General features: G+C 36.0%; 22 protein-coding genes. 18 read left to right on the forward strand and 4 right to left on the reverse strand.

All coding sequences use genetic code 11. The annotated features are described in order from the left end of the window. Window positions 1-168 precede the first annotated feature (168 nt). Window positions 169-744 (forward strand): CBO0543 family protein, encoded by a 576-nt coding sequence (locus BK574_RS04760; RefSeq protein ID WP_078427729.1) that lies wholly within the window; start codon window positions 169-171, stop codon window positions 742-744. Window positions 745-837: 93 nt separating this feature from the next. Here the strand turns inward: BK574_RS04760 and BK574_RS04765 are convergent, their stop codons facing one another. Next, entirely contained in the window at window positions 838-1272 is a 435-nt protein-coding gene (locus tag BK574_RS04765) for an Rrf2 family transcriptional regulator (RefSeq protein WP_078427730.1), read from the reverse strand. 254 nt (window positions 1273-1526) lie between these two features. On the opposite strand from BK574_RS04765, the gene BK574_RS04770 reads away from it, so the two are divergent. Next, a complete protein-coding gene (locus BK574_RS04770) occupies window positions 1527-2393 on the forward strand; it encodes an SDR family oxidoreductase (protein ID WP_078427731.1) in 867 nt (288 codons plus the stop codon). A gap of 301 nt (window positions 2394-2694) precedes the next feature. On the opposite strand, the gene BK574_RS04775 is transcribed toward BK574_RS04770, so the two are convergent. Continuing rightward, complete coding sequence (locus BK574_RS04775) at window positions 2695-2946, reverse strand: hypothetical protein (RefSeq protein WP_238457518.1); 252 nt, start codon at window positions 2944-2946, stop codon at window positions 2695-2697. A gap of 573 nt (window positions 2947-3519) precedes the next feature. Beyond that, window positions 3520-3702, reverse strand: a complete 183-nt coding sequence (locus tag BK574_RS04780) for a hypothetical protein (protein ID WP_075386652.1) — start codon at window positions 3700-3702, stop codon at window positions 3520-3522. Between the two features lie 185 nt (window positions 3703-3887). On the opposite strand from BK574_RS04780, the gene BK574_RS04785 reads away from it, so the two are divergent. The 10 genes from BK574_RS04785 to BK574_RS04825 all read left to right on the forward strand — a co-directional run bounded on the left by BK574_RS04785 (window position 3888) and on the right by BK574_RS04825 (window position 13662). After that, window positions 3888-4334: an SEL1-like repeat protein gene (locus BK574_RS04785; RefSeq protein WP_078427732.1), complete on the forward strand. Its 447-nt coding sequence runs from the start codon at window positions 3888-3890 to the stop codon at window positions 4332-4334. 1 nt (window position 4335) lies between these two features. Then, window positions 4336-4494: a hypothetical protein gene (locus BK574_RS27340; RefSeq protein ID WP_158211538.1), complete on the forward strand. Its 159-nt coding sequence runs from the start codon at window positions 4336-4338 to the stop codon at window positions 4492-4494. A 310-nt stretch (window positions 4495-4804) separates the two neighbouring features. Continuing rightward, a complete protein-coding gene (locus BK574_RS04790; RefSeq protein WP_078427733.1) occupies window positions 4805-5530 on the forward strand; it encodes a DUF3784 domain-containing protein in 726 nt (241 codons plus the stop codon). Between the two features lie 60 nt (window positions 5531-5590). Continuing rightward, window positions 5591-6241 (forward strand): YdeI/OmpD-associated family protein, encoded by a 651-nt coding sequence (locus BK574_RS04795; RefSeq protein WP_078430780.1) that lies wholly within the window; start codon window positions 5591-5593, stop codon window positions 6239-6241. Window positions 6242-6658: 417 nt separating this feature from the next. Then, window positions 6659-7444 carry an enoyl-CoA hydratase/isomerase family protein gene (locus tag BK574_RS04800; protein ID WP_075386635.1) on the forward strand — a complete coding sequence of 262 codons (786 nt, stop codon included), beginning with the start codon at window positions 6659-6661 and terminating at the stop codon, window positions 7442-7444. A gap of 18 nt (window positions 7445-7462) precedes the next feature. After that, window positions 7463-9034 carry a class I adenylate-forming enzyme family protein gene (locus BK574_RS04805; protein ID WP_078427734.1) on the forward strand — a complete coding sequence of 524 codons (1572 nt, stop codon included), beginning with the start codon at window positions 7463-7465 and terminating at the stop codon, window positions 9032-9034. A 125-nt stretch (window positions 9035-9159) separates the two neighbouring features. Further along, complete coding sequence (locus BK574_RS04810) at window positions 9160-10308, forward strand: type 2 periplasmic-binding domain-containing protein (protein WP_078427735.1); 1149 nt, start codon at window positions 9160-9162, stop codon at window positions 10306-10308. A gap of 434 nt (window positions 10309-10742) precedes the next feature. Continuing rightward, window positions 10743-11324, forward strand: a complete 582-nt coding sequence (locus BK574_RS04815; protein ID WP_078427736.1) for a TetR/AcrR family transcriptional regulator — start codon at window positions 10743-10745, stop codon at window positions 11322-11324. 146 nt (window positions 11325-11470) lie between these two features. Further along, the gene (locus BK574_RS04820) at window positions 11471-12832 is read left to right on the forward strand and encodes a phenylacetate--CoA ligase family protein (protein WP_078427737.1); all 1362 of its coding nucleotides are present in this window, start codon (window positions 11471-11473) and stop codon (window positions 12830-12832) included. A 374-nt stretch (window positions 12833-13206) separates the two neighbouring features. Continuing rightward, window positions 13207-13662, forward strand: coding sequence for a MarR family winged helix-turn-helix transcriptional regulator (locus BK574_RS04825; RefSeq protein ID WP_078427738.1), 456 nt, complete (start codon window positions 13207-13209; stop codon window positions 13660-13662). A 241-nt stretch (window positions 13663-13903) separates the two neighbouring features. Here BK574_RS04825 and BK574_RS04830 read toward each other — a convergent pair whose 3' ends face one another. Further along, window positions 13904-15019, reverse strand: coding sequence for an IS4 family transposase (locus BK574_RS04830; RefSeq protein WP_078427739.1), 1116 nt, complete (start codon window positions 15017-15019; stop codon window positions 13904-13906). A 224-nt stretch (window positions 15020-15243) separates the two neighbouring features. Here BK574_RS04830 and BK574_RS04835 point away from each other — a divergent pair, with 224 nt between their 5' ends. The 6 genes from BK574_RS04835 to BK574_RS04860 all read left to right on the forward strand — a co-directional run bounded on the left by BK574_RS04835 (window position 15244) and on the right by BK574_RS04860 (window position 19782). Further along, on the forward strand, window positions 15244-15864 hold the full coding sequence (locus BK574_RS04835) for a nitroreductase family protein (RefSeq protein ID WP_078427740.1): 621 nt from the start codon (window positions 15244-15246) through the stop codon (window positions 15862-15864). A gap of 20 nt (window positions 15865-15884) precedes the next feature. Then, a complete protein-coding gene (locus BK574_RS04840) occupies window positions 15885-16820 on the forward strand; it encodes a ring-cleaving dioxygenase (protein ID WP_078427741.1) in 936 nt (311 codons plus the stop codon). A 21-nt stretch (window positions 16821-16841) separates the two neighbouring features. Then, entirely contained in the window at window positions 16842-17450 is a 609-nt protein-coding gene (locus tag BK574_RS04845; protein ID WP_078427742.1) for a flavin reductase family protein, read from the forward strand. 160 nt (window positions 17451-17610) lie between these two features. Continuing rightward, on the forward strand, window positions 17611-18585 hold the full coding sequence (locus BK574_RS04850; RefSeq protein WP_078427743.1) for a ring-cleaving dioxygenase: 975 nt from the start codon (window positions 17611-17613) through the stop codon (window positions 18583-18585). A 14-nt stretch (window positions 18586-18599) separates the two neighbouring features. Next, window positions 18600-19205, forward strand: a complete 606-nt coding sequence (locus tag BK574_RS04855; protein ID WP_078427744.1) for an alpha/beta hydrolase — start codon at window positions 18600-18602, stop codon at window positions 19203-19205. A gap of 160 nt (window positions 19206-19365) precedes the next feature. Next, entirely contained in the window at window positions 19366-19782 is a 417-nt protein-coding gene (locus tag BK574_RS04860) for a DoxX family protein (protein WP_078427745.1), read from the forward strand. The last annotated feature ends 86 nt before the right edge of the window (window positions 19783-19868 follow it).

A 19868-nucleotide genomic window follows, 5' to 3' on the forward strand; every position in this document is an offset into this window, starting at 1 on the left:
CAATCAAAAAACCATTTAACTCATCATAGGCTAAATGGTTTTTTTTGTTGTTTTCGACATTCTTCGAGGTATTTCGGGGCGCCGCTGTGACAATTGAAATATTTTTAAATGAAAAGGGGACAATACATTATAAACACGACTAAAACAATAGTACGGGGAGTCATACCAATGGAAAAAGTATTAGATAAAGAACAATTAGAGTCTTACGAAAAAATAAAATCAATGCAAGAACAATTAAGTCAATTACAAGTAGAATATTGGCACTCGTATTCTAATCTAGAGACAGTACAGTTTTGGGTAATTTTTTTATTGTTTTTTGTTGCACCATTAGTCGCTCTCTACTTTTTAATTGATAGGAAAAAAATATTTCTTATCGGATTTTATGGCTTTAATATTCACGTTTGGTTTAGTTATATAGATATATGGGGTTACAAAAACGGTTTATGGGGATACCCTTTTGAACTGATTCCTTTTCTCCCAGGTAATTTATCATTAGATGCAGCACTTATCCCAGTCTTATTTATGTTAGTTTATCAGTGGACGTTAAATAATAACAAAAATTTTTATCTATACACCTTTGGATTATCAGTATTCTTATCCTTCGTATTCAAACCATTATTAACATTGCATCATTATTTTGAACTACATAAGGGTGTTAATTTTTTTCATTTATTATTAGCCTATTGTGTGATATTTCTCATCTCAAAAATGATCACAAACATATTTATTAAGATGAAAAAATAGGAAGTGGTTATTAAGCTCACATGAGCGATGCTTTAATAACAAGAGCATCGCTTTCCTTGATCGCCACTTTTCTGTTTTAAAGAAGATTTCTTGTCATTTTAATGGGTCTTTATTTAGTATATCTTGAACAATGTCTTCTATAGTTACATTTTCGAGCACTTTTTCCATTGCTAATTGAGCAGCTGATAACACTGGAAGAATAGCACCTTGAATATTATTGCCTACAAGACAATTGGGATTGGGGTTGTCGTGTACACTAAACAATTCATTATCCTGAACTACATTTACCGCCTTATATACGTCCAGCAATGTAATTTCACTTAAATTTCTAGCTAGCTTAGAGCCAGCAATACCTGGATGTACTTCTACTAACCCAGCTTTCTTTAACATGCCAATAATTTTTCGAATTAGGGCAGGATTAGTATTTATACTTCCTGCTAAAAACTCCGATGAATTGACCCCGTCTTTATTAACTTCTATAAGAGATAATATATGAACTCCTACAGCAAAACGACTGCTGATGGACATCTTCATTCACCTTCCTTGCCATTTAAAAACTAGAGAATTTTATCATGTAATTCATTTAGTTACAATTCTTATTATACTCTAACTGAATGAATGTATCATTAAGCTTTAGATGGCTCATCAAAAAATAGCGACATCAATGGATTGACAGAACCTTAAGTTGTAACTATTATAATTACATGTAACTAAAATAGTTACAATAAGGTTAAGATCGGAAGTAACCATCTTTAACATATTAATCATTGGAGGGATCGTTTATGAAAATGTTAGTCACAGGAGCTACAGGAAAGTTAGGTTCGAAAGTTGTAGAGTCGTTGTTATTAAAAAATGTACCAGCGGATCAGCTGGTTGTTAGTGTTAGAAATCCTGAAAAAGCTGAAGGTCTTCGAGCTCGTGGAGTTGAAGTGCGCCATGGAGATTTTGATCAACCTGAAACATTGGACGCGGCTTTTGCAGGTATTGACCGATTATTAATGATTTCGGCGGATGGCGAGAATGAAAAAAGAATTCAACAGCACAAAAATGCGGTTGCTGCAGCAGAGCGTGCTCAAGTTCAATTCATTGCTTACACTAGTGTAGCCAATGCAATTGAAACGACGATGTTTCTGGCTCCACCACACCGTGCTACGGAAGAAGTGATCATGAAAACTGGAATTCCTTACTCTTTTTTAAGAAATAACTGGTACATGGAGAATGAATTATCAGGCATACAAGCTGCAATGGCTGGCGCACCTTGGGTCACATCTGCGGAAAATGGTAAAGTAGGCTGGGCATTACAACAAGATTATGCAGTGGCAGCTGCAGAAGTGTTGTCAGGGAAGGGGCATGAGAACACGATCTATGAACTTTCAGGTAAACTAATGACTCAAGATGAATTAGTAGCAGCTATCGGCACAGCACTGAGTAAAGAAGTACCTGTCCAAAAAGTGGATGACAGTACCTATGCTGACATTATGAAAGCTGCGAATTTACCAGAATTCATTATTCCATTTCTCGTAAATATCCAAAAAGCAATTCGAGAAGGTGCATTAGAAATTGAGAGTAATGATTTTGAAAAGCTTCTTGGTCGTCCAGCCACACCAATTGCCGACGCACTAAGAGTAATAGTTGGCGAAATCTCTTAACCTAATTAATCTCAACGAAAGTCGGCCTTGCACAGAAAGGTCGACTTTTTATCTAGTAATTTGATAATACTAACTTAATGAAAATGGGGGGATTCCAGAAATATCCAAATGAACACAGACTAAATGTGCACGTACTGTGGTAACGTCTGGTGACCCACATCGTGTGAGCCTCAACTAACCATCAGTGGGGGAAGAGTAAAACCCACTGATGGAAGTTTCACGTTAATACCTTTGCAACATATAGGTGAAACGTAGTTTTGAAGGAGGTGTTATTTCAATAGTCCTTATGAAATAGAGTTTACTATTTTTTCTTCGTTTTTGAATGATCATTACCAGATTTGCTTTTTTTAACCGGTTCGAAGATAAGGTCTACATAAATTTTTCCATCCAAATTATCAACACTTGAAACTTTACTTTTACGACCTTTAATGGTTAAATCATCACCTACAGAAGGTACGCTTTGAAGGAGTTGACATAATAATAGATTTCTTTTGTTGTAAAAATAAACATTAAACATATTGTTCTCACCTATTTCATTTAGAATGTGTTCCATAAAAAGGGCAATTTTTGCCTTCTTTATAGAATATTGACTGGTAGGGAATTTTAGACCCAAAATCTATTAATATGAAGTTTTTAGAAGCAAGGTTGTTATGTTACTAGGGGGATTACATTGAATTGAAGAAAAAATCATTAACAGATAAGTCTTTTTTCGGAGTATGCGGATGGATCGCTGAGTAATTTGAGATACCGTCTTTAATTGTAACAGTCTTCTTTTTGTTTTTCCTATTTCAAGAAAACAACAAAATCAAAATTCCTTTTATCCCGTTTAACTGCCGCTAAGACTCCCACTTCAAGGTTTTTAGGCAACAATGAAGAGTATGTGAACATTTTAATGAACACAGACTAAAAACGTCACGTCCTGTGACAAAGTCTGTGTGACCCCCATCGTGCGAGACTCAACTAACATTCAATGGGTGATGAAGAAAACCCTACTGAATGAAGTTTCACTTTATACGAAAGATTTAAGCCCGACCGAAAAAAGTCCCCTGCGTCTGGTAGACAGGAAGACTTAATGCTGCAGTTATAACTTTCTATTCTTATTGTTTTGAAAAGTTATTAAAGTTAATCAATGCATCCCTTTCCATTCTCCTTGGTTTTTGGAGGATTTTTGTTTTTTAGCTTTTTCTTTGTGCTCTTTATTAGCAGCTGCACTGCCAAGCTCTTTAGAGAACTCCGAATCAGTTTTACTCGAGTCAAATCCTTGTTTATTCTTTTGGTCAGCGTTAGTTTTGCCATTCCGTTTAGCCATATGTATCACCCCTTCTTTCTTATTATGATGATTTAAAAGTGAAATATACTTACTAACAGTTTTTGGAGTAATCAAGTAAGTAGAAGGTGATGTATTTATGGTGTTTCGGCAATTTTCGAGATATTTCGGGGTGTCACAGTGACAGTATATAACGGGACGAAGCGAGACGGCAGTTTTTAAGTCTTGTGAGAGGGATCGATTTTGAAGAAGATTATCGTAAGAATACGTTTTTTATGACGTTTAAAGATCCAATCCACTGTTATTATGATGACCGCAATGACGTCGACCCAGCAATGAAATGGTATGAAAAAGCTGCCGTTAATCAACATCTTCAAGCGATATTTAATTATGGATTAGCTTGTATACAAAAAGGAGACTATGAAGAGGGCACCAACTGGTATGAGAAGGCTGCACAATTAGGGTATGCAAGAACCCCCCTGCTGAATGAAGTTTCACTTTATCTCGCCCTACATGTAGAAAAGGAAAATCGGTGGAACAAAGAGTTGTTGAAACGATTGGTAAGCTTTTTTCGGACCGAGGAAGGGTATATTCCACACAATGCCATTGGTATCCAAAATGTTGGATCATTTGATCGAATAAATGAGCTCAACTCTTTAATAGGAAAAAAATAAAGTGCAACAATCCAATTTTTTAATGATCTATCGCTATGTAGGTTATGTAGGTGTTGTTTCTAATGTTAAGTGTGTTCGTGGGGATTATTTTAGTCCCAATAGACAGGAGCAAGCCCGATATGCGATTTGTAAACAGGACGAAGTTGGATATATTGAATGATGTAAAAAATTCAAAACTATATTAGTGATATAAAACGCTTGTAAACCCAAGTAACCCCGTATTTTTCTAGGTTCATACAATGATATAGCAATTAGATAAGTTACGCTATCTAATTGCTAGCTAATAAATAGCATAAGAATTTTAATCTATCAAAAACGACAAATTCAGTGCGTCAATTCAGGTGATTTACCAGAAGGAGGATCAACATCTCGACAATCATTGTGTGTCATATCTAGTATGGAAAATGGACTGTTTCTAAAGGCTCAACCATAACGAACTGGAGAACTGTCAAATATAAAGGAGGAAGGTAATGCTAGGCTTAATAATTGTTCAACTGTTAATGGTAGGAATGTTCTTTTTGTTTGCGTATTTAATTATTAAGAAAAAAGTGTATGGATTAATCTCAGGATTCAACTCGAAATCAGAAGAAGAGCAACAAGAATTGATTCATAACGGATATCCTGTAGCGTCGGCCAAAGGACTTCTCCATTCTGGTGTGATTTTACTCATCGGATTATTGCTTCATTTTCTTCAGTTCTCAAATGCGATATTATGGTCTTGGATAGTTATGACGATCTACTTATTTGCTTATTTACTTTATATTTCTAAGTTGGAAGTTAAAAGAACGAGAAAAAGAAATAATGTATTTCTAGTAGGAACGATGGTTTTTACATTCGGAATTATTGGTGTTGCTTTTTATGTAGGTTATAGTGAAAATGAACTGACGGTATCCGATAAGACCGTGCAAATTAGTGGTGTCTACGGGGTGGAATGGTCTTTAGAGGAGTTAACGAATATTGAAATGGTTGAACAACTACCAAAAGTCCAAGTGAGAACGAATGGGTTTTCATTGGGTGAACGGTTAAAAGGCCGATTTCGCCTTGAGGGAATGGGAAACGGAAGACTTTTTTTGTACCGTAATCATCCGCCCTATCTTTTTATAGAGAAAGGTGAAGACTACTTATTCATTAACTCAAAAGATAATGCAGTAACAGTGCAGTGGTTTGAGACTGTAGAGCATGCTGTTAAAAGATAGTAAAATAGAGGAGAGCTTATGAAAACAGCTAGAAATCAAATTAGTATTAAGGAGCATATGATGACGATAATTAACAAACTAAAACTCGATAAGTACACAAATATGGCGGTTATAAATCAACCAAGTGGCTATGATTTATTTAGTGAATACAAGTCGACACTATCAGGCGAGCATGATGCGATTTTTATCTTTGTAGAAACGGTTGACAAAATTGTTGAGCATACACAACGGATCATTAATGAACAACAATTACTTGAAAAAGGATACTTATTTTTTGCCTATCCGAAAAAAGGAAACAAGAGATATAACACTTTCGTTCACAGAGATGAAATCTTTCCCGCAATGAAAGTTGGCGAAGATGGCTATGTAGAAAATAGTGATATTAAATTTTCGCGAATGGTAAGTATGGACGACGTGTTCACTGTCGTTGGCTTAAAACGAGAGAAAAAGAAGGCGACGAAGTCATCCGCAGCAAGTCAATGTGTTGCTGATTACGAGGACAATGTCCAGGATGTAGAAAAACGACTAGCTGATCATCCGAAGGAACAAGCTTTCTTTCAAAGTCTAACTCCAGGCTACCAAAGAGACTGGGCGCGTTATATTTTTTCAGCTAAGCAAGAAAAAACCCGTGAAAAGCGGTCTCAACAAATGATTGATGTATTATCACAAGGATATAAGACAATGGATTTATATCGTTCAGGGAAGAAGTAGTCAGGAATCAATGTCATCATCAACGTTTATATATATTAATAATAATTATAGAGAAAGATAGAGATATGTGAACTACATACATATCTCTGTCTTTTTTTTGTGCAAATTCATATGTTTTGAGTGCTAGATTGCTAAGGTTAGGAAAGGAGAATTATGCTAATTTTCCTTGAGGAATAGGCAATCAGAAAATAATAAAACATACAAATCGAAAATTTTAATTGATCCAATAAAAAATACTTGTAATTTTCAGATAAGTTAGTTAGTATTAACTAACATAAAAGATATAAATCTTATTCAACTTGTCGTATAGGTAATTGAAGACGTTGTTTTTTGTACATAGTTGAATAGGAAATGTACAAAAAAATGTAAATGGTGGAGCCAAAAATCAAATAATTTACAATAAAAGGAGATGTGAGTATGAAGCAATACAGTACTTTACTAGTTGAGAAAAAGGATAAAACATTAATGGTTCAGTTAAATCGTCCTGAAAAAGCAAATGCCATTAGTACTGAGATGATGGAAGAGTTATTAGACGTTATTTCGGAGTTACGTTATAACAGTGAAATTCAATACGTAGTCTTCACGGGAGCGGGTAAACATTTTTCTGGTGGAGCCGACCTTTCCAAATTAGTGCGTCAATATGAAGCAGGAGAATTTACTCCTTCGGCAGCTAGACTTAATCAAATGCTAGGACATGAAATCATGAATAAACTTGAAGAGCTCGAACAAGTAACGATTGTAGCCATAAATGGTACTTGTATTGGCGGAGGCTTAGCACTCGCTCTTGCATGTGATTTCCGCATCATGACAGAAGAGGCTATCATTTCTATACCTGAGGTTGCTAGAGGTATTTTCTTTACATGGGGTAGTACTCCTAGGTTAATTAATATTGTCGGTGTTGCCAAAGCTAAAGAACTCATTATGTTATGTGACCCAATTGAGGCTGATGAGGCTTTAAGAATGAATTTAGTTACAAAAGTAGTACCAAAAAATATGTTATTGGAGGAAGTTAATAAAATCATCGGTAAATTAGATTCTAGTCCATTTATGCCGATCCGAATGACTAAAAAGATTGCCAATGCGGCTAGTATTGGGGTCATGAGAAATGTAATGAATTATGATACGGAGCTTTTTGAGCAGTCCATACTATCGGGTGAACCAATTACTGAAATGAAGAAGTTTGTTAATCGAGTTAGGAATTAACAGGAAGGAGATTTTTTCATGGAAGCTATAATTCACATGGGTCAAATTGTTGATAAACATGCTTTACGACAACCTAATCAAGGTGTTTATTATGATAATGGACGTGAGGTGACCTACAAGGAATATGTTAAAGAAGTCAATCGTATGATAAACGCCTTTAAAATGATAGGGTTACAAAAAGGGGATCGAATTGCTACGATACTACCTCAATCTAAGGCTTTTATTACAGTTTTTACTGCTGCAGCAAAATTAGGAATTACTATAGTACCATTAGATACTAGACTACAATTACCAAGAATTCAACATATATGCGAACGAACTCAACCGAAAATGTTAATTGCTCAAGCTCATCCTGAAAAGCTAAAAGATAAAATAGAAACGATCCTGTCCAATATTCATTTTGAGCATTTCTATTACTACTTAAGTGAGGTTAAATCAGAAGGAGCTCTTCCTTACGAGCGATTAATTGATAAGGAATTGAGTGATGTATACATTGATGATCTGACGGAGCGTTCGAGTGATGATCCTTTACTTATCATTTTTACAAGTGGAACAACAGGTACTCCAAAAGGTGCTTTGATAACGAATGGGAATATAGTGGCAATGGCAGAAAAAACAGCAAAGGCTTGGGACATTACGAACATGGACCGTTACCTTCTACAATTACCGACCAGCCATGTTGGTGGAATCACTAACCTTATTGCGTCAATGCTTTATGCAGGTGCAAAAGGAGTATTCATGCCAGATTATGATCCTAAATTAATGCTCCAATGCATTGATAACTATAAGTTAACGTTTGTTGGTGGGGTTCCGACCATGTTCCGAATTATGTTTAGAGATTGTGATGTGTCACATTATCAACTTCATTCCATTCGATTAATCTGGTTAGGCGGTGAGTCTTCATCTCCTCATCTTATAAATAAAATAAAATCCCTATTTAAGGAGTCATCTGTAGCAGCAAGCTTTGGAATGACTGAAACAGCGGGATGTTTCACCTATACCGATCCAGAAGACGGTATCGAAATTGTTGCTAATACCGAAGGAAAACCTGGCGAGGGAAGCTATATAAAGATAGTGAAAGAAGATGGAAGTGAAGCAGAATCTAATGAAATTGGTGAAATATATGTTAAAGGATCGAGTGTCATATCTAGTTACTTAGATGAAGAACACAATATGAATACATTTGAAGCAGGCTGGTTGAAGACTGGCGACCTCGGCTCACTCGATGAAAAGAATTATCTCAAGTATGTAGGGCGAAATAAAGAAATGTACATTAGTGGGGGCTACAATGTCTACCCACTAGAAGTAGAAAACTATATTAATAAATTCCCGGGTGTATCAACGTCTTGTGTGGTTGAGAAAGATGATGAGATCTGGGGCCAAGTTGGAATAGCATTTATCGTACCAGAAGCCCATTCTGGTTTCGATTTAGAAGCATTAACATTTTATGTTAAAAACGGTCTGTCAGATTATCAACAACCTAAACATTATATTGTACAAAAGAGTATTCCAATGACACCGCTAGGGAAAGTGGATAAACAAGTCCTTCGCAAAGAGATCACAACGTATATAGCAAACCCAAGTATTTAAAAGATATATAATATATCTTGACTTTATCCTATCTTTTTACAATGTAAAAAGGAATTTCTACAGACTACATTATTAAATAGAATTCGTAAACCAGATGAAATGAATTAATTAAGGGGGTATTATATATGTTCAAAAATAAAGGGATGTTTATTAGTATAATCTCGGCTCTAATATTTGTGCTATTTTTATCAGGATGTGGAAGTGAAAACACAACAAATGATTCGAATTCTAATAGTGAAGATAACAATTCAAAACCAATAAAACTTAGAATTTCGTCTGGTATAAATAACTTACATCCATGGCATATTGGAATGTTTGAGCCTTGGATGAAGCAGATTGAAGAAGAGTCTGAAGGAGATATCAGTTTTGATGTGTTTACCGGTGGGGAGTTAGTACCGTTCGGAAGTGAATATGATGCTCTTCGCGATGGATCGGTTGATGCCTCTTTTACAATTGCGGCATTATATGACCCGCAACGCTTTCCTTACACAGAAGTTGTTCAATTACCACTTTTAGAATCGAATTCAACCATCGCATCCATAGCGATGTCTAATTTATTGAATTCAAATGAAGTTCTTGTAGATGGAAAGACTTACTACGAAATAGAATTTGCCGACAAAGGTATTGTTGCTTTTGCCAATCCTTTAACGGACCCTTACGTATTTGCTACTAGAAATCTTGAATTTGAAAAAGCGGAAGACTTTACAAGAGATATAAGACTCCGTAGTTCTTCAAGAGTAACAGAAATCCTAATTAATAATTTAAATACGACTGCGATTTCTATGCCAGCTACTGATGCCTATGATGCGTTAAGCCGTAATGCTTTAGATGGACTTTTCTACGAGATTCCAGGTTGGAATTCCTTTGGATATGATGAATTATTAAACTATGCAATAGATGGAATTTATTTTGGACATGGCGCTACTCATACAGGAATGACGGAGGAGACTTGGAACGAAATTCCTTCAGAATATCAAGAAATTATTAAAAAGGCTTCAGATGAAATTATCCTAGAAGCTGCAGCGTATCAACAATCAAAAGAGGTAGAAGGCAGAGAAATTTACACTTCAAATGGTGGGAAATTTAGTCATTTTGATGATTTAGAACCTTCTGTTCAAGAACATTTGAGTAATGCCATTGTAGCAACTTGGTTTGAATGGATTGATAGCTTAGAAAGTCAAGGGCATGCAGGTAAACAAATGGCTATTATCTGGAGAGATTTGATTTTGGAAGCTGGCGGAAAAGTACCACAAGAAATTATGGAAATAGAATAGTATACGAAAATGATTTAATTGTAGGACGAAATAGAATTTATAAGAAAAATACTAGTAGCTTAAACCAAAGGTCCTTGGCAATCCCCATGTTCCTTTGGTTTACAAAAATAGATAATTCCATTCCGTTTAACTCGCGCTAAGACTCCCACTTCAAGGCTTTGAGGCAACAATAAAGACTAAGTAAATGCTTAAATGAACACAGACTAAGTTCGCCACGTCCTGTGGCAACGTCTGTGTGACCCACCTCGTGAGGGCCCAACTATCATTCGGTGGGTGATGAAGAACCCCCCTACTGAATGTAGATTCACTTTATGAAAAAATCATTTTTCCTAATTTAACAGAATTGTAAGATTTATGTATAATAAAGGGAAAATAATAAGTTTCCTAAGAAAATAATATATAGGAAGTAATTACGATACAAAAAGAGGGATTAGATGAGTAAAAGACTACCAGCAGAAGCAAGAAAAAAAGTAATTATTCGATCTGCCATTAAAGTGTTTGCCAAAACTAACTATCGTGTAACTAAAGTTGCGGACATTGCTGAGTTATCTGGTGTAACTGAGCCAGTGATTTATAAACATTTTGATTCAAAACAGAAGTTATTTATCGAGGTATTAACGAGAATGGGTAAAAATACTCTCAAACTATTTAAAGTTTATCATCAAGAAGCTCACGGGTCTTTAAAAGATCAATTAATACACATTATGAAGCAGTATCTTTTATCTTTAGAAAAATATGAAGATGAACTTCAAATTTTTTTTCAAGCCATATCTGAAGTACATGAAGTAGAGATTAACCAAGTACTAACTAAAACCTATACATCTTATGCTAATTTCTTTCATGAAACCATTTACGAAAAACCAAATGATTATAATGAAACACTAGACTATCACGATATCGCATGGGAAGTGGTTGGATTGTTAATTCATTTAAGCACGTTGTATATTTTGAATTTATATAAGGAAGATAATGCATTCTCGATGATTGAAGAGTTTGTTGAACGTTTAGAACTTTAATATTTCAATAAAGAGGGGACAATACCTTATATTAAATTCAACAAATTTATCTTTTTTATAAAAAAACTAAACAATAAGCTGCTCGGATGACATACTTAGTTGTTGTTTGATTAATTAAAATAATTTAGTTTGGAGGAATTTAATATATGTCACGCTTATCTTACTCTACTCCATTGTTGAATTTTATGAATGAAGAACAGTTAAAACACTATCGTGAGGATAAGTTACGAAAACAAATTATGTATTGCTATAGAAACTCAGAGCTATACAGACGAAAATTTGATAGCATAGGTGTTTTGCCAGAAGATATTGAGACATTTGAAGATTTTCGAAAGCTTCCGATATTAATAGACAAAGATACGGAAAGAGAAAGTCAAAGAGAGTCTCTAGAGCGTTATGGTCACCCATTTGGAATGCATTTATGTGCTCCAGTGGAGAAAATTAAATTAACAGCAACAACTAGTGGAACAACGGGTGTTCCTACCTTCACATATACACTTTCAGAATCAGATCTTAACACAGTAGCGAAACCGATTATAAGCATGTTAAATTATGCAGGAATTTTTCCAGGCGACCGTATTTTATTTGCCCATGCTTTAGGTGTCTATGCCACAAGCCTAGTACTTTGGGGAATTCGACAAGCTGGAGCAATACCAGTTGATGTAGATGTCCGAGCAGGGTCAGCTATGATTTTGAGTTATGTGAATTTGACGAAACCTCGAGCGGCATTTATGACCCCTTCATTAGCAGAATATCTCATTGATAATTCTGAAAAAGTCTGTGGAAAACATGTAAGAGAGTTTAATTTTAAAGCCCTGTTCCTTGTGGGTGAAATTGGGGTCGGAATTCCAGAAGTCAAAGAAAAACTTGAGTCTGCATATGGTTGTCGCGTTTACGACTGGATTGGACCTTTAGGTGAAACAATAGCACACTCATGTGATGCTAAAGAATACCACGGGATGCACGCGATTTCACCAGATTTCGATCTATATCCAGATGATCTGGTAGATCCTGAAACAAAGAAACCACTAGAAATGTACAATGGTGTCATCGGAGAAGCAATTTATACATCGCTAGAACGCGAAGTTAATCCTATGATACGTTTTAGCTCAGGAGATATTATTCAAGTTTTTACCGAAGAGTGTCCTGCATGTGGATTTAAAGGGAGAAGAGTGAAAGTAGTTGGACGTACAGATGACATGTTAATTATTAAAGGCGCAAACGTTTATCCAGCGGCAGTGAAGAACAGCGTCTCAAAATTCATCCCTGAAGTAACAGGTGAAATGAGAATTGTACTCGATGAAAAACCACCTCGTGTCACTCCACCATTAAAGGTAAAATTGGAATATGGGGAAAATATGAATCAAAACGACCTAGAGCATTTAGAAGAGCGTATAAAGAAGAAGTTAAGTGAAGAAGTTCGCGTGCGACCTGAGATCGTCTGGGTTCCACCTCACAGTCTAGAAAAAGCATTGACAAAGACCCCGTTATTTGAAAAAAATTATTAGAACAACTTAAAAATAGTTAAAAATGTCTGTGTAACCCACCTCGTGAGGGCCCCAACTATCATTCAGTGGGTGATGAAGAAAACTCCTACTGAATGAAGTTTCACTTTATCTTCATTAGTAGAGAACTAGTGTTATTATATGAATAGAGAGTAGCTAAATTTTATACTTAGTTGCTCTTTTTGTTTGGCTCTTTTAAAGATTGTTGCTCGGAGGACCGTTAATCTAGCAAATGCTTGGCTCTTCACGCTTTGTGTGAAGCTCTTGAAAATGAAATAACCGTTGGGACAAATGAATTCTCTAAAAATTAGTTGACATTAAAAAATAAAACGGTATATAATTATCTTGAATTCGAGATAAAAAAAGGAATGGTAATGATGAATATTCAAGAAAGCAATCGAATAGAAGAGGATTTATCATTAAAATTATTTATCGTTATTTCTCGTGCTTTTCAATCGATAAAAAAACGCGTTGAAGAAGACATAAAGTGCTATGAACTTAATTTAACAGAATTTGCCGTACTAGAATTACTTTATAGCAAAGGAGATCAGCCGATTCAAAAAATTGGCGATAAAGTACTGATAGCAAGTAGTAGTATTACGTATGTGGTTGACAAGTTAGAAAAGAAAAAGTTAATCGAAAGAAAAGGTTGTCTTAAAGACCGTCGCATCACCCATGCTACAATTACTAGTGAAGGAACGGAATTTATGAATGAGATTTTTCCAAAACATAAAAGAGCAATACAAGAAATATGTAATAGTTTAGCTGCGCAGGAGAAAAGTAACATGATAGATCAGTTAAAGAAATTAGGGTATCATGCTTATGCAATGTAAAAAAAATTTTATCAAATATCTCGAATTCATAATATATTAATTGAAAACAATTTACCTTTAATGTATAAATTTGTTTAACACCACTAGTGTTGCATAAAACTGCATTCTACAAGTTAGAATATTCTGTATTTTGCACTTCGTGGCAAATGAGCTAAAAAGACAACACCAAGCGAAAGGTGGTACTGTCCATTTGGTAAAATTATACATTTAGTTCTTAAGTGACGGTCAGCTAGTAAAGTTCTTACGGAATCCCTTTGGGACTAATATAACTGAACCATACATGGACTGGCCGCCATAAAGTTCTCTTCAACCATCGAGTGATCTGTAAAAGTGTTTGCTTACTTTTGATTTCTAGTTGGATAAGTACACTAAGGCAGTACGTAATCAGTCCTAAAAACAGTTGATTGTGAACTGCTTCTTCACTATAACCAAAAAAAGTTTTAATTTTTACGTGCTGTTTTAACCATTTGAAAAAGAGCTCAATTGCCCACCTTGAACGGTATAGATCTCCAATTTCTTCAGCTGTTAAATCGAAGCGATTGGTAATCAAGCGTAGTAATTGTCCTTTTGAATCAACGGTTTCAATAATACGAAACACATTTTCACATCGCTTTTGTGTTGTGCCGATATAGGCCATTTTGTCTGATGTTACTGGGCTACCTTCTGGAATGTTAAACGTTTCAATCTCTCGAATAACTGCGTTTTTCTTTAGTCTGGATAGGAAAAAGATACCATCATCTGTATAACGATCAAATCGTTCATAATCAACATACCCGCGGTCAAACACGTACATGGCGTCTTTATCATCAACGAGTATTTCAAGTTGGTTTCGGTCGTGTTCCGAAGCATCTGTGATAATGGCTTTTTCTGGGTATGCCAATTCCTGATCCACGTAAACTAACCTAAGGTGAAGTTTTACGCCAGCTTTAGTCTTTCGAAATTTGGCCCACTGACAACGAGTAAGATTGAGTGGCATCGTACTAGAGTCAATGATTTTAATCGGTCGGATGGCTTTTCGTTTTTCTGTCTTGAGGTGAATCAGACGTACAAGTTCAAGAAAGATAGTTGATAAAAACTCAGGGTCTATCGCTCTATTCTTACGAGAAAGCTGAGAGACACTGATTGATTTAAATCCAAGTTCTTTCTGTAACTTCTCATCAGCCAGTGCTGTATTAAGATCATGGAGACTTTCCATTTGATTTAAGTGAGCATAAAGAAAAAGCTTAGTAAAAGAGAGTGTTTTTAGCTTCTTTGTGTACTTATCAAGTTGATACTTTTCAACTTGTTCATCAAAAAGTTTTATATTTATGGGCGCAACCCATTTACCAAATGAAGATAATCGTGTATTCTTGTCCATAGCTGATATCCTTTACTTTTGGATTTGGACAGGAACCACCTGTACTTCCATTGTAAAGGATTTTTTTGTATCCAAATCAATCAATAATTGAAGATTTATAGTATTTTAAATATTTCGTTCCTTTTAATGCAACACTAGTGGTTTAACACGAAAGTATAAACGTAAGACAATTTCGGTATTATGTCTCGAATTAAAGATAATTTCAAGGAAGGAGATGGAATGAAATGACAGACTTTCTTCAATTAGTAAAAGAAAGGCGTTCAGCTAACAATTTTCTGCCTAACAATCCAATTACGAAAAACGACTTAAATGAGATCTTTGACTTGGTGAAATATGGACCATCAGCCTTTAACCTTCAACATACGCATTATATGACCGTCATTGATCCAGATATGAAAGAAAGCTTGCAAAAGGCGGCGTTTGGACAACATAAAGTATTAAGCTCTTCTGCGGTCATCATTGTTCTAGGAGATAAAAAAGCTTTTCTTCAAGCTCCAGAAATCTATGAAGGGATGAAGATGTTAGGGATCTTGAGTAAGCAAGAGTACGATTATTTGGTAAATGACACTGTTTCATTTTATCAAACGAGAGGTGAGGAATTTCAAAAAGATGAGGCGATCAGGAACGCTTCATTATCTGCAATGTTGTTTATAATGGCTGCTAAAGAAAAAGGCTGGGATACTTGCCCAATGATTGGCTTTGATCCTGATGCTGTGAAAGATGTATTAAATATAAGTGAACAATTTGAAGTAATTATGATGATTACCATCGGAAAAGAAAAAGTAGAGAGTAGAAAACCACGCAGCTACCGCAAGCCTGTTCGTGAGTTTGTCACATACATTTAATGATGAGGAGCGTAAAGTAAATGAAAAAAACAACCGGAATTCACCACATTACCGCAATTGTTGGTCATCCACAAGAAAATGTAGATTTTTATGCAGGGGTTTTAGGGTTACGGTTAGTGAAAAAAACAGTGAATTTTGATGATCCAGGTACGTACCATCTTTATTTTGGTAATGAAGGTGGGAAACCAGGAACGATCATTACTTTCTTTCCATGGCCAGGTGCTTACCAAGGAAAAATTGGTGGTGGTCAAGTTGGAATTACTTCTTATGTTGTACCGAAGGGCGCGATCGATTTTTGGGAAAAACGCTTAGAAAAACTTAAAGTTAACTATACAAAAACGGAACGCTTTGAAGAACAATATTTACAATTTGAGGATCCTCATGGGTTGCATTTAGAAATCGTTGAACGAGATGAAGGAGAACCGAACACGTGGAGTTTTGGTGAGGTAACCCCAGAAGTAGCAATTAAAGGATTTGGAGGAGCTACGCTATTGTCAACTCGACCTGAAAAAACAGGCAAGGTATTAGAGGAAACAATGGGGCTTGAACGAATTGGAGAAGAAGGGGACATCATTCGGTATCGTTCAACCGCTGAGATTGGAAATGTGATTGATTTAAAACAAACTTCAGTAGAACGAGGACAAATGGGGGTTGGAACTGTCCACCATATCGCATGGCGTGCAAGTGATGACGAGGATCAACTCGATTGGAAGCGATATGTAGAAAGTTTTGGATTTGGCGTGACGCCTGTTCAAGATCGTAACTATTTCAATGCGATTTATTTTAAAGAACATGGCGAAATTCTATTTGAGATTGCAACAGATCCACCAGGGTTTGCTCACGATGAATCTGAAGAAACGATGGGTGAAAACCTGATGTTACCAGAGCAATTCGAGCCTCATCGAGATCAGATTGAACAAATCGTTCTTCCATTTGAAGTGAAAAGTTTAGATTAATGTTGCGAAAGGATGATGAAGATGCTCTCGATTGACCCGTCAACTTTAACGGAAAGAGAGAATTACAAATTTTTAATTGGGAGTATTATTCCCCGCCCAATTGCTTTTGTTACGACCATAACTCAGGATGGGACATTGAATGGAGCACCTTTTAGCTATTTCAATATTGTTTCTTCCAATCCACCGATGATTTCCCTGTCTATTCAACGCTCTAAAGGAAAACCGAAGGATACAGCAAGAAATATATTGCAGACCAAAGAATTCGTTGTTCATATTGTCGATGAATTCAATGTTGAACAAGTTAATCAAACCGCAGCTAGTCTCCCCCCTGAAGAAAGTGAAATAGAGCTAGCGGGATTAACTGCAGTCGAAAGTGTAAAGATTGCTGTTCTGGGCGTAAAGGAAGCAAAAATTCGTATGGAATGTACATTAGAGCAAACCTTAGAATTAGGAGGCACAGATTCTCCTCATTGTGACTTTATCATTGGAAAAGTTGTTCAATTCCATATTGATAAAGATATTTATGATAATGGAAGAATTGATCCAACCGGTTTAGCAGCAGTAAGCCGATTAGCAGGTACTAATTATGCAAAAATTGGGGAATTGTTTTCCTTGAAACGACCAAAGTAGATTATCCCATTTAACTGGCGCTAAGACTCCCACTTCAAGGAAACAATAAAGACTAAGTCAATGCTTAATTGAACACAGACTAAGTTCGCCACATCCGTGTGACCCACCTCGTGTGGGCCCCAACTAACATTCAGTAGGTGATGAAGAAAGCCCCTACTCAATGAAGTTTCACTTTATATCAATCATTAAAAAAGGGGGGAGAAAGTTGCAAAAATCAGTGGGTATTCATCATATTTCTGCAATGGTGAATGATGCTCAAAGGAATGTTAATTTTTATACAAAAGTACTTGGGTTAAGACTTGTCAAAAAAACGGTCAACTTTGATCGCCCGGAAGTGTATCATCTGTATTTTGGTAACGAAACTGGAGAACCTGGAACAGTGATTACGTTTTTCCCGTGGGCTAAACAGTTAAAGGGACGAATTGGGACAGGGCAGGTTGGAGCTACGAGTTACATGATACCAAATGGCACAATTACGTATTGGGAAAATCGTTTGAAACACTTTAATGTTGAGTTTCGTTCATCGAGTCGCTTTAGAGAAAAGTATCTGCAATTTCAGGATCCAGACGGGCTCGAACTTGAGTTAGTAGAAAGCGACAAAGGACCCATTAATCATTGGAGAATTGGAGATATTTCACCATGTCATGCGATTCGAGGATTCAGTGGTGCAACATTAAATTCTACACAGCCTCATCGGACGGCAGATGTTCTTGAGAATGTATTGGGATTTGAATGTGTCGGACAAGAAGATGGATTTCTGCGGTTTCAATCTGCAGCGCTTGTCGGAAATACGATGGATATAAGGCTAACACCGTCCGTTCGTGGTCTGATGGGGGCAGGAACCGTGCATCATATCGCTTGGAGAGCCAAGGATGCGAAAGAGCTACTTAACTGGAGAATTCTTCTGCAAGACAAAGGATATTATCCGACAGAAATTCAGGACCGGAATTATTTTAAAGCTCTTTATTTTCATGAACCAGGGGGCATCCTCTTTGAAATTGCCACTGATGCACCAGCCTTTACTGTTGATGAACGAGGGGACATTCTAGGTGAAAAACTCATGCTTCCATCATGGTTAGAGTCCAAACGACAGGAATTAGAAGAGAACTTACCTCCAATTGAGGTTCGTAAATAGAAAGGAGATCGATTATGAAACATATTTTTAATCAAGGAAAAGATTCAAGTAAACCAACGCTACTTTTGCTTCATGGAACAGGAGGGAATGAACATGATTTAGTGCCTCTTGCTGGGATGGTTGATGATGAGGCTTCCGTATTAAGTGTGAGAGGAAACGTGTCAGAAAATGGTATGCCTAGATTTTTTCGTAGATTAGCTGAAGGCGTATTTGATGAGGAAGATCTTATTTTCCGTACGAAGGAATTGAATCAGTTCCTGAATGAATCAGCAGAAAAGTATCAATTCGACCGAGAACATATCATTGCCATTGGTTATTCTAATGGTGCTAATATTGCTGCAAGTTTATTATTTCACTATGAAAATACACTGAAGGGTGCAATATTACATCACCCGATGGTACCAAGAAGAGGAATTGAACTTCCAGATTTAACAGGTAAGTCTGTTTTTATTGCTGCGGGAACGAATGATCCAATTTGTTCAGCATCTGAATCTTCTGAACTGCAATCGTTATTAGAAAAGGCGAATGCAAAAGTAGAAATTCATTGGGAAGATCGAGGTCACCAATTGACTCAAGAAGAAGTGGAAGCTGCAGCGCAGTGGTATCGAAAAAGGATTTGAAACTTTTAAAAAAGATTTTTAAATTAACATAATGAAAATGTATTAAAATAAATAAAAAATATCTTGAATTCATTATATACTAAATGATAATATATTAAATAGAGATAAACGAATTAGAAATATTTCGTTTTAATACAAAAAAAGTGGAGGAGAAGAAATTATGTCAAATAAACAAGAATTAGGTGCATTATTACTACGTCTCGTCGTAGGGATCGTATTTTTAACTCACGGTTCTGTAAAATTCCAAGGCGGTATCGAAAATATTGCCGGGTGGTTTGATAGTATTGGTTTACCAGGGTTCTTGGCTTACATTGTAGCCATCCTAGAAGTAGCTGGAGGTATCGCATTAATTCTTGGTATAGGAACAAGAGTTGTGTCAGCATTATTAGTTCTTCTAATGGTCGGAGCGATTTTTACAGTGAATTTAGCAGTAGGCTTTTTGGATGGTTATGCTTATGATCTTATATTACTTGTCATTTCTGTTTACCTTGTCTTAAATGGAAGTAAGTTATTATCATTAGGTCAACTTATTATTAAAGGGCAATCAGAAAAAGGTGCACGTTCTAAAGTAGCCTAAATATCTCGAATTGAAGTAAAATGAAATTGAGATTTTTAATAAATTCTTTACACTTAGGAGATAAGAACATAAGGACATTGAAAATG

Source organism: Alkalihalobacterium alkalinitrilicum, from assembly GCF_002019605.1.
Lineage (GTDB): Bacteria > Bacillota > Bacilli > Bacillales > Bacillaceae_F > Alkalihalobacterium > Alkalihalobacterium alkalinitrilicum.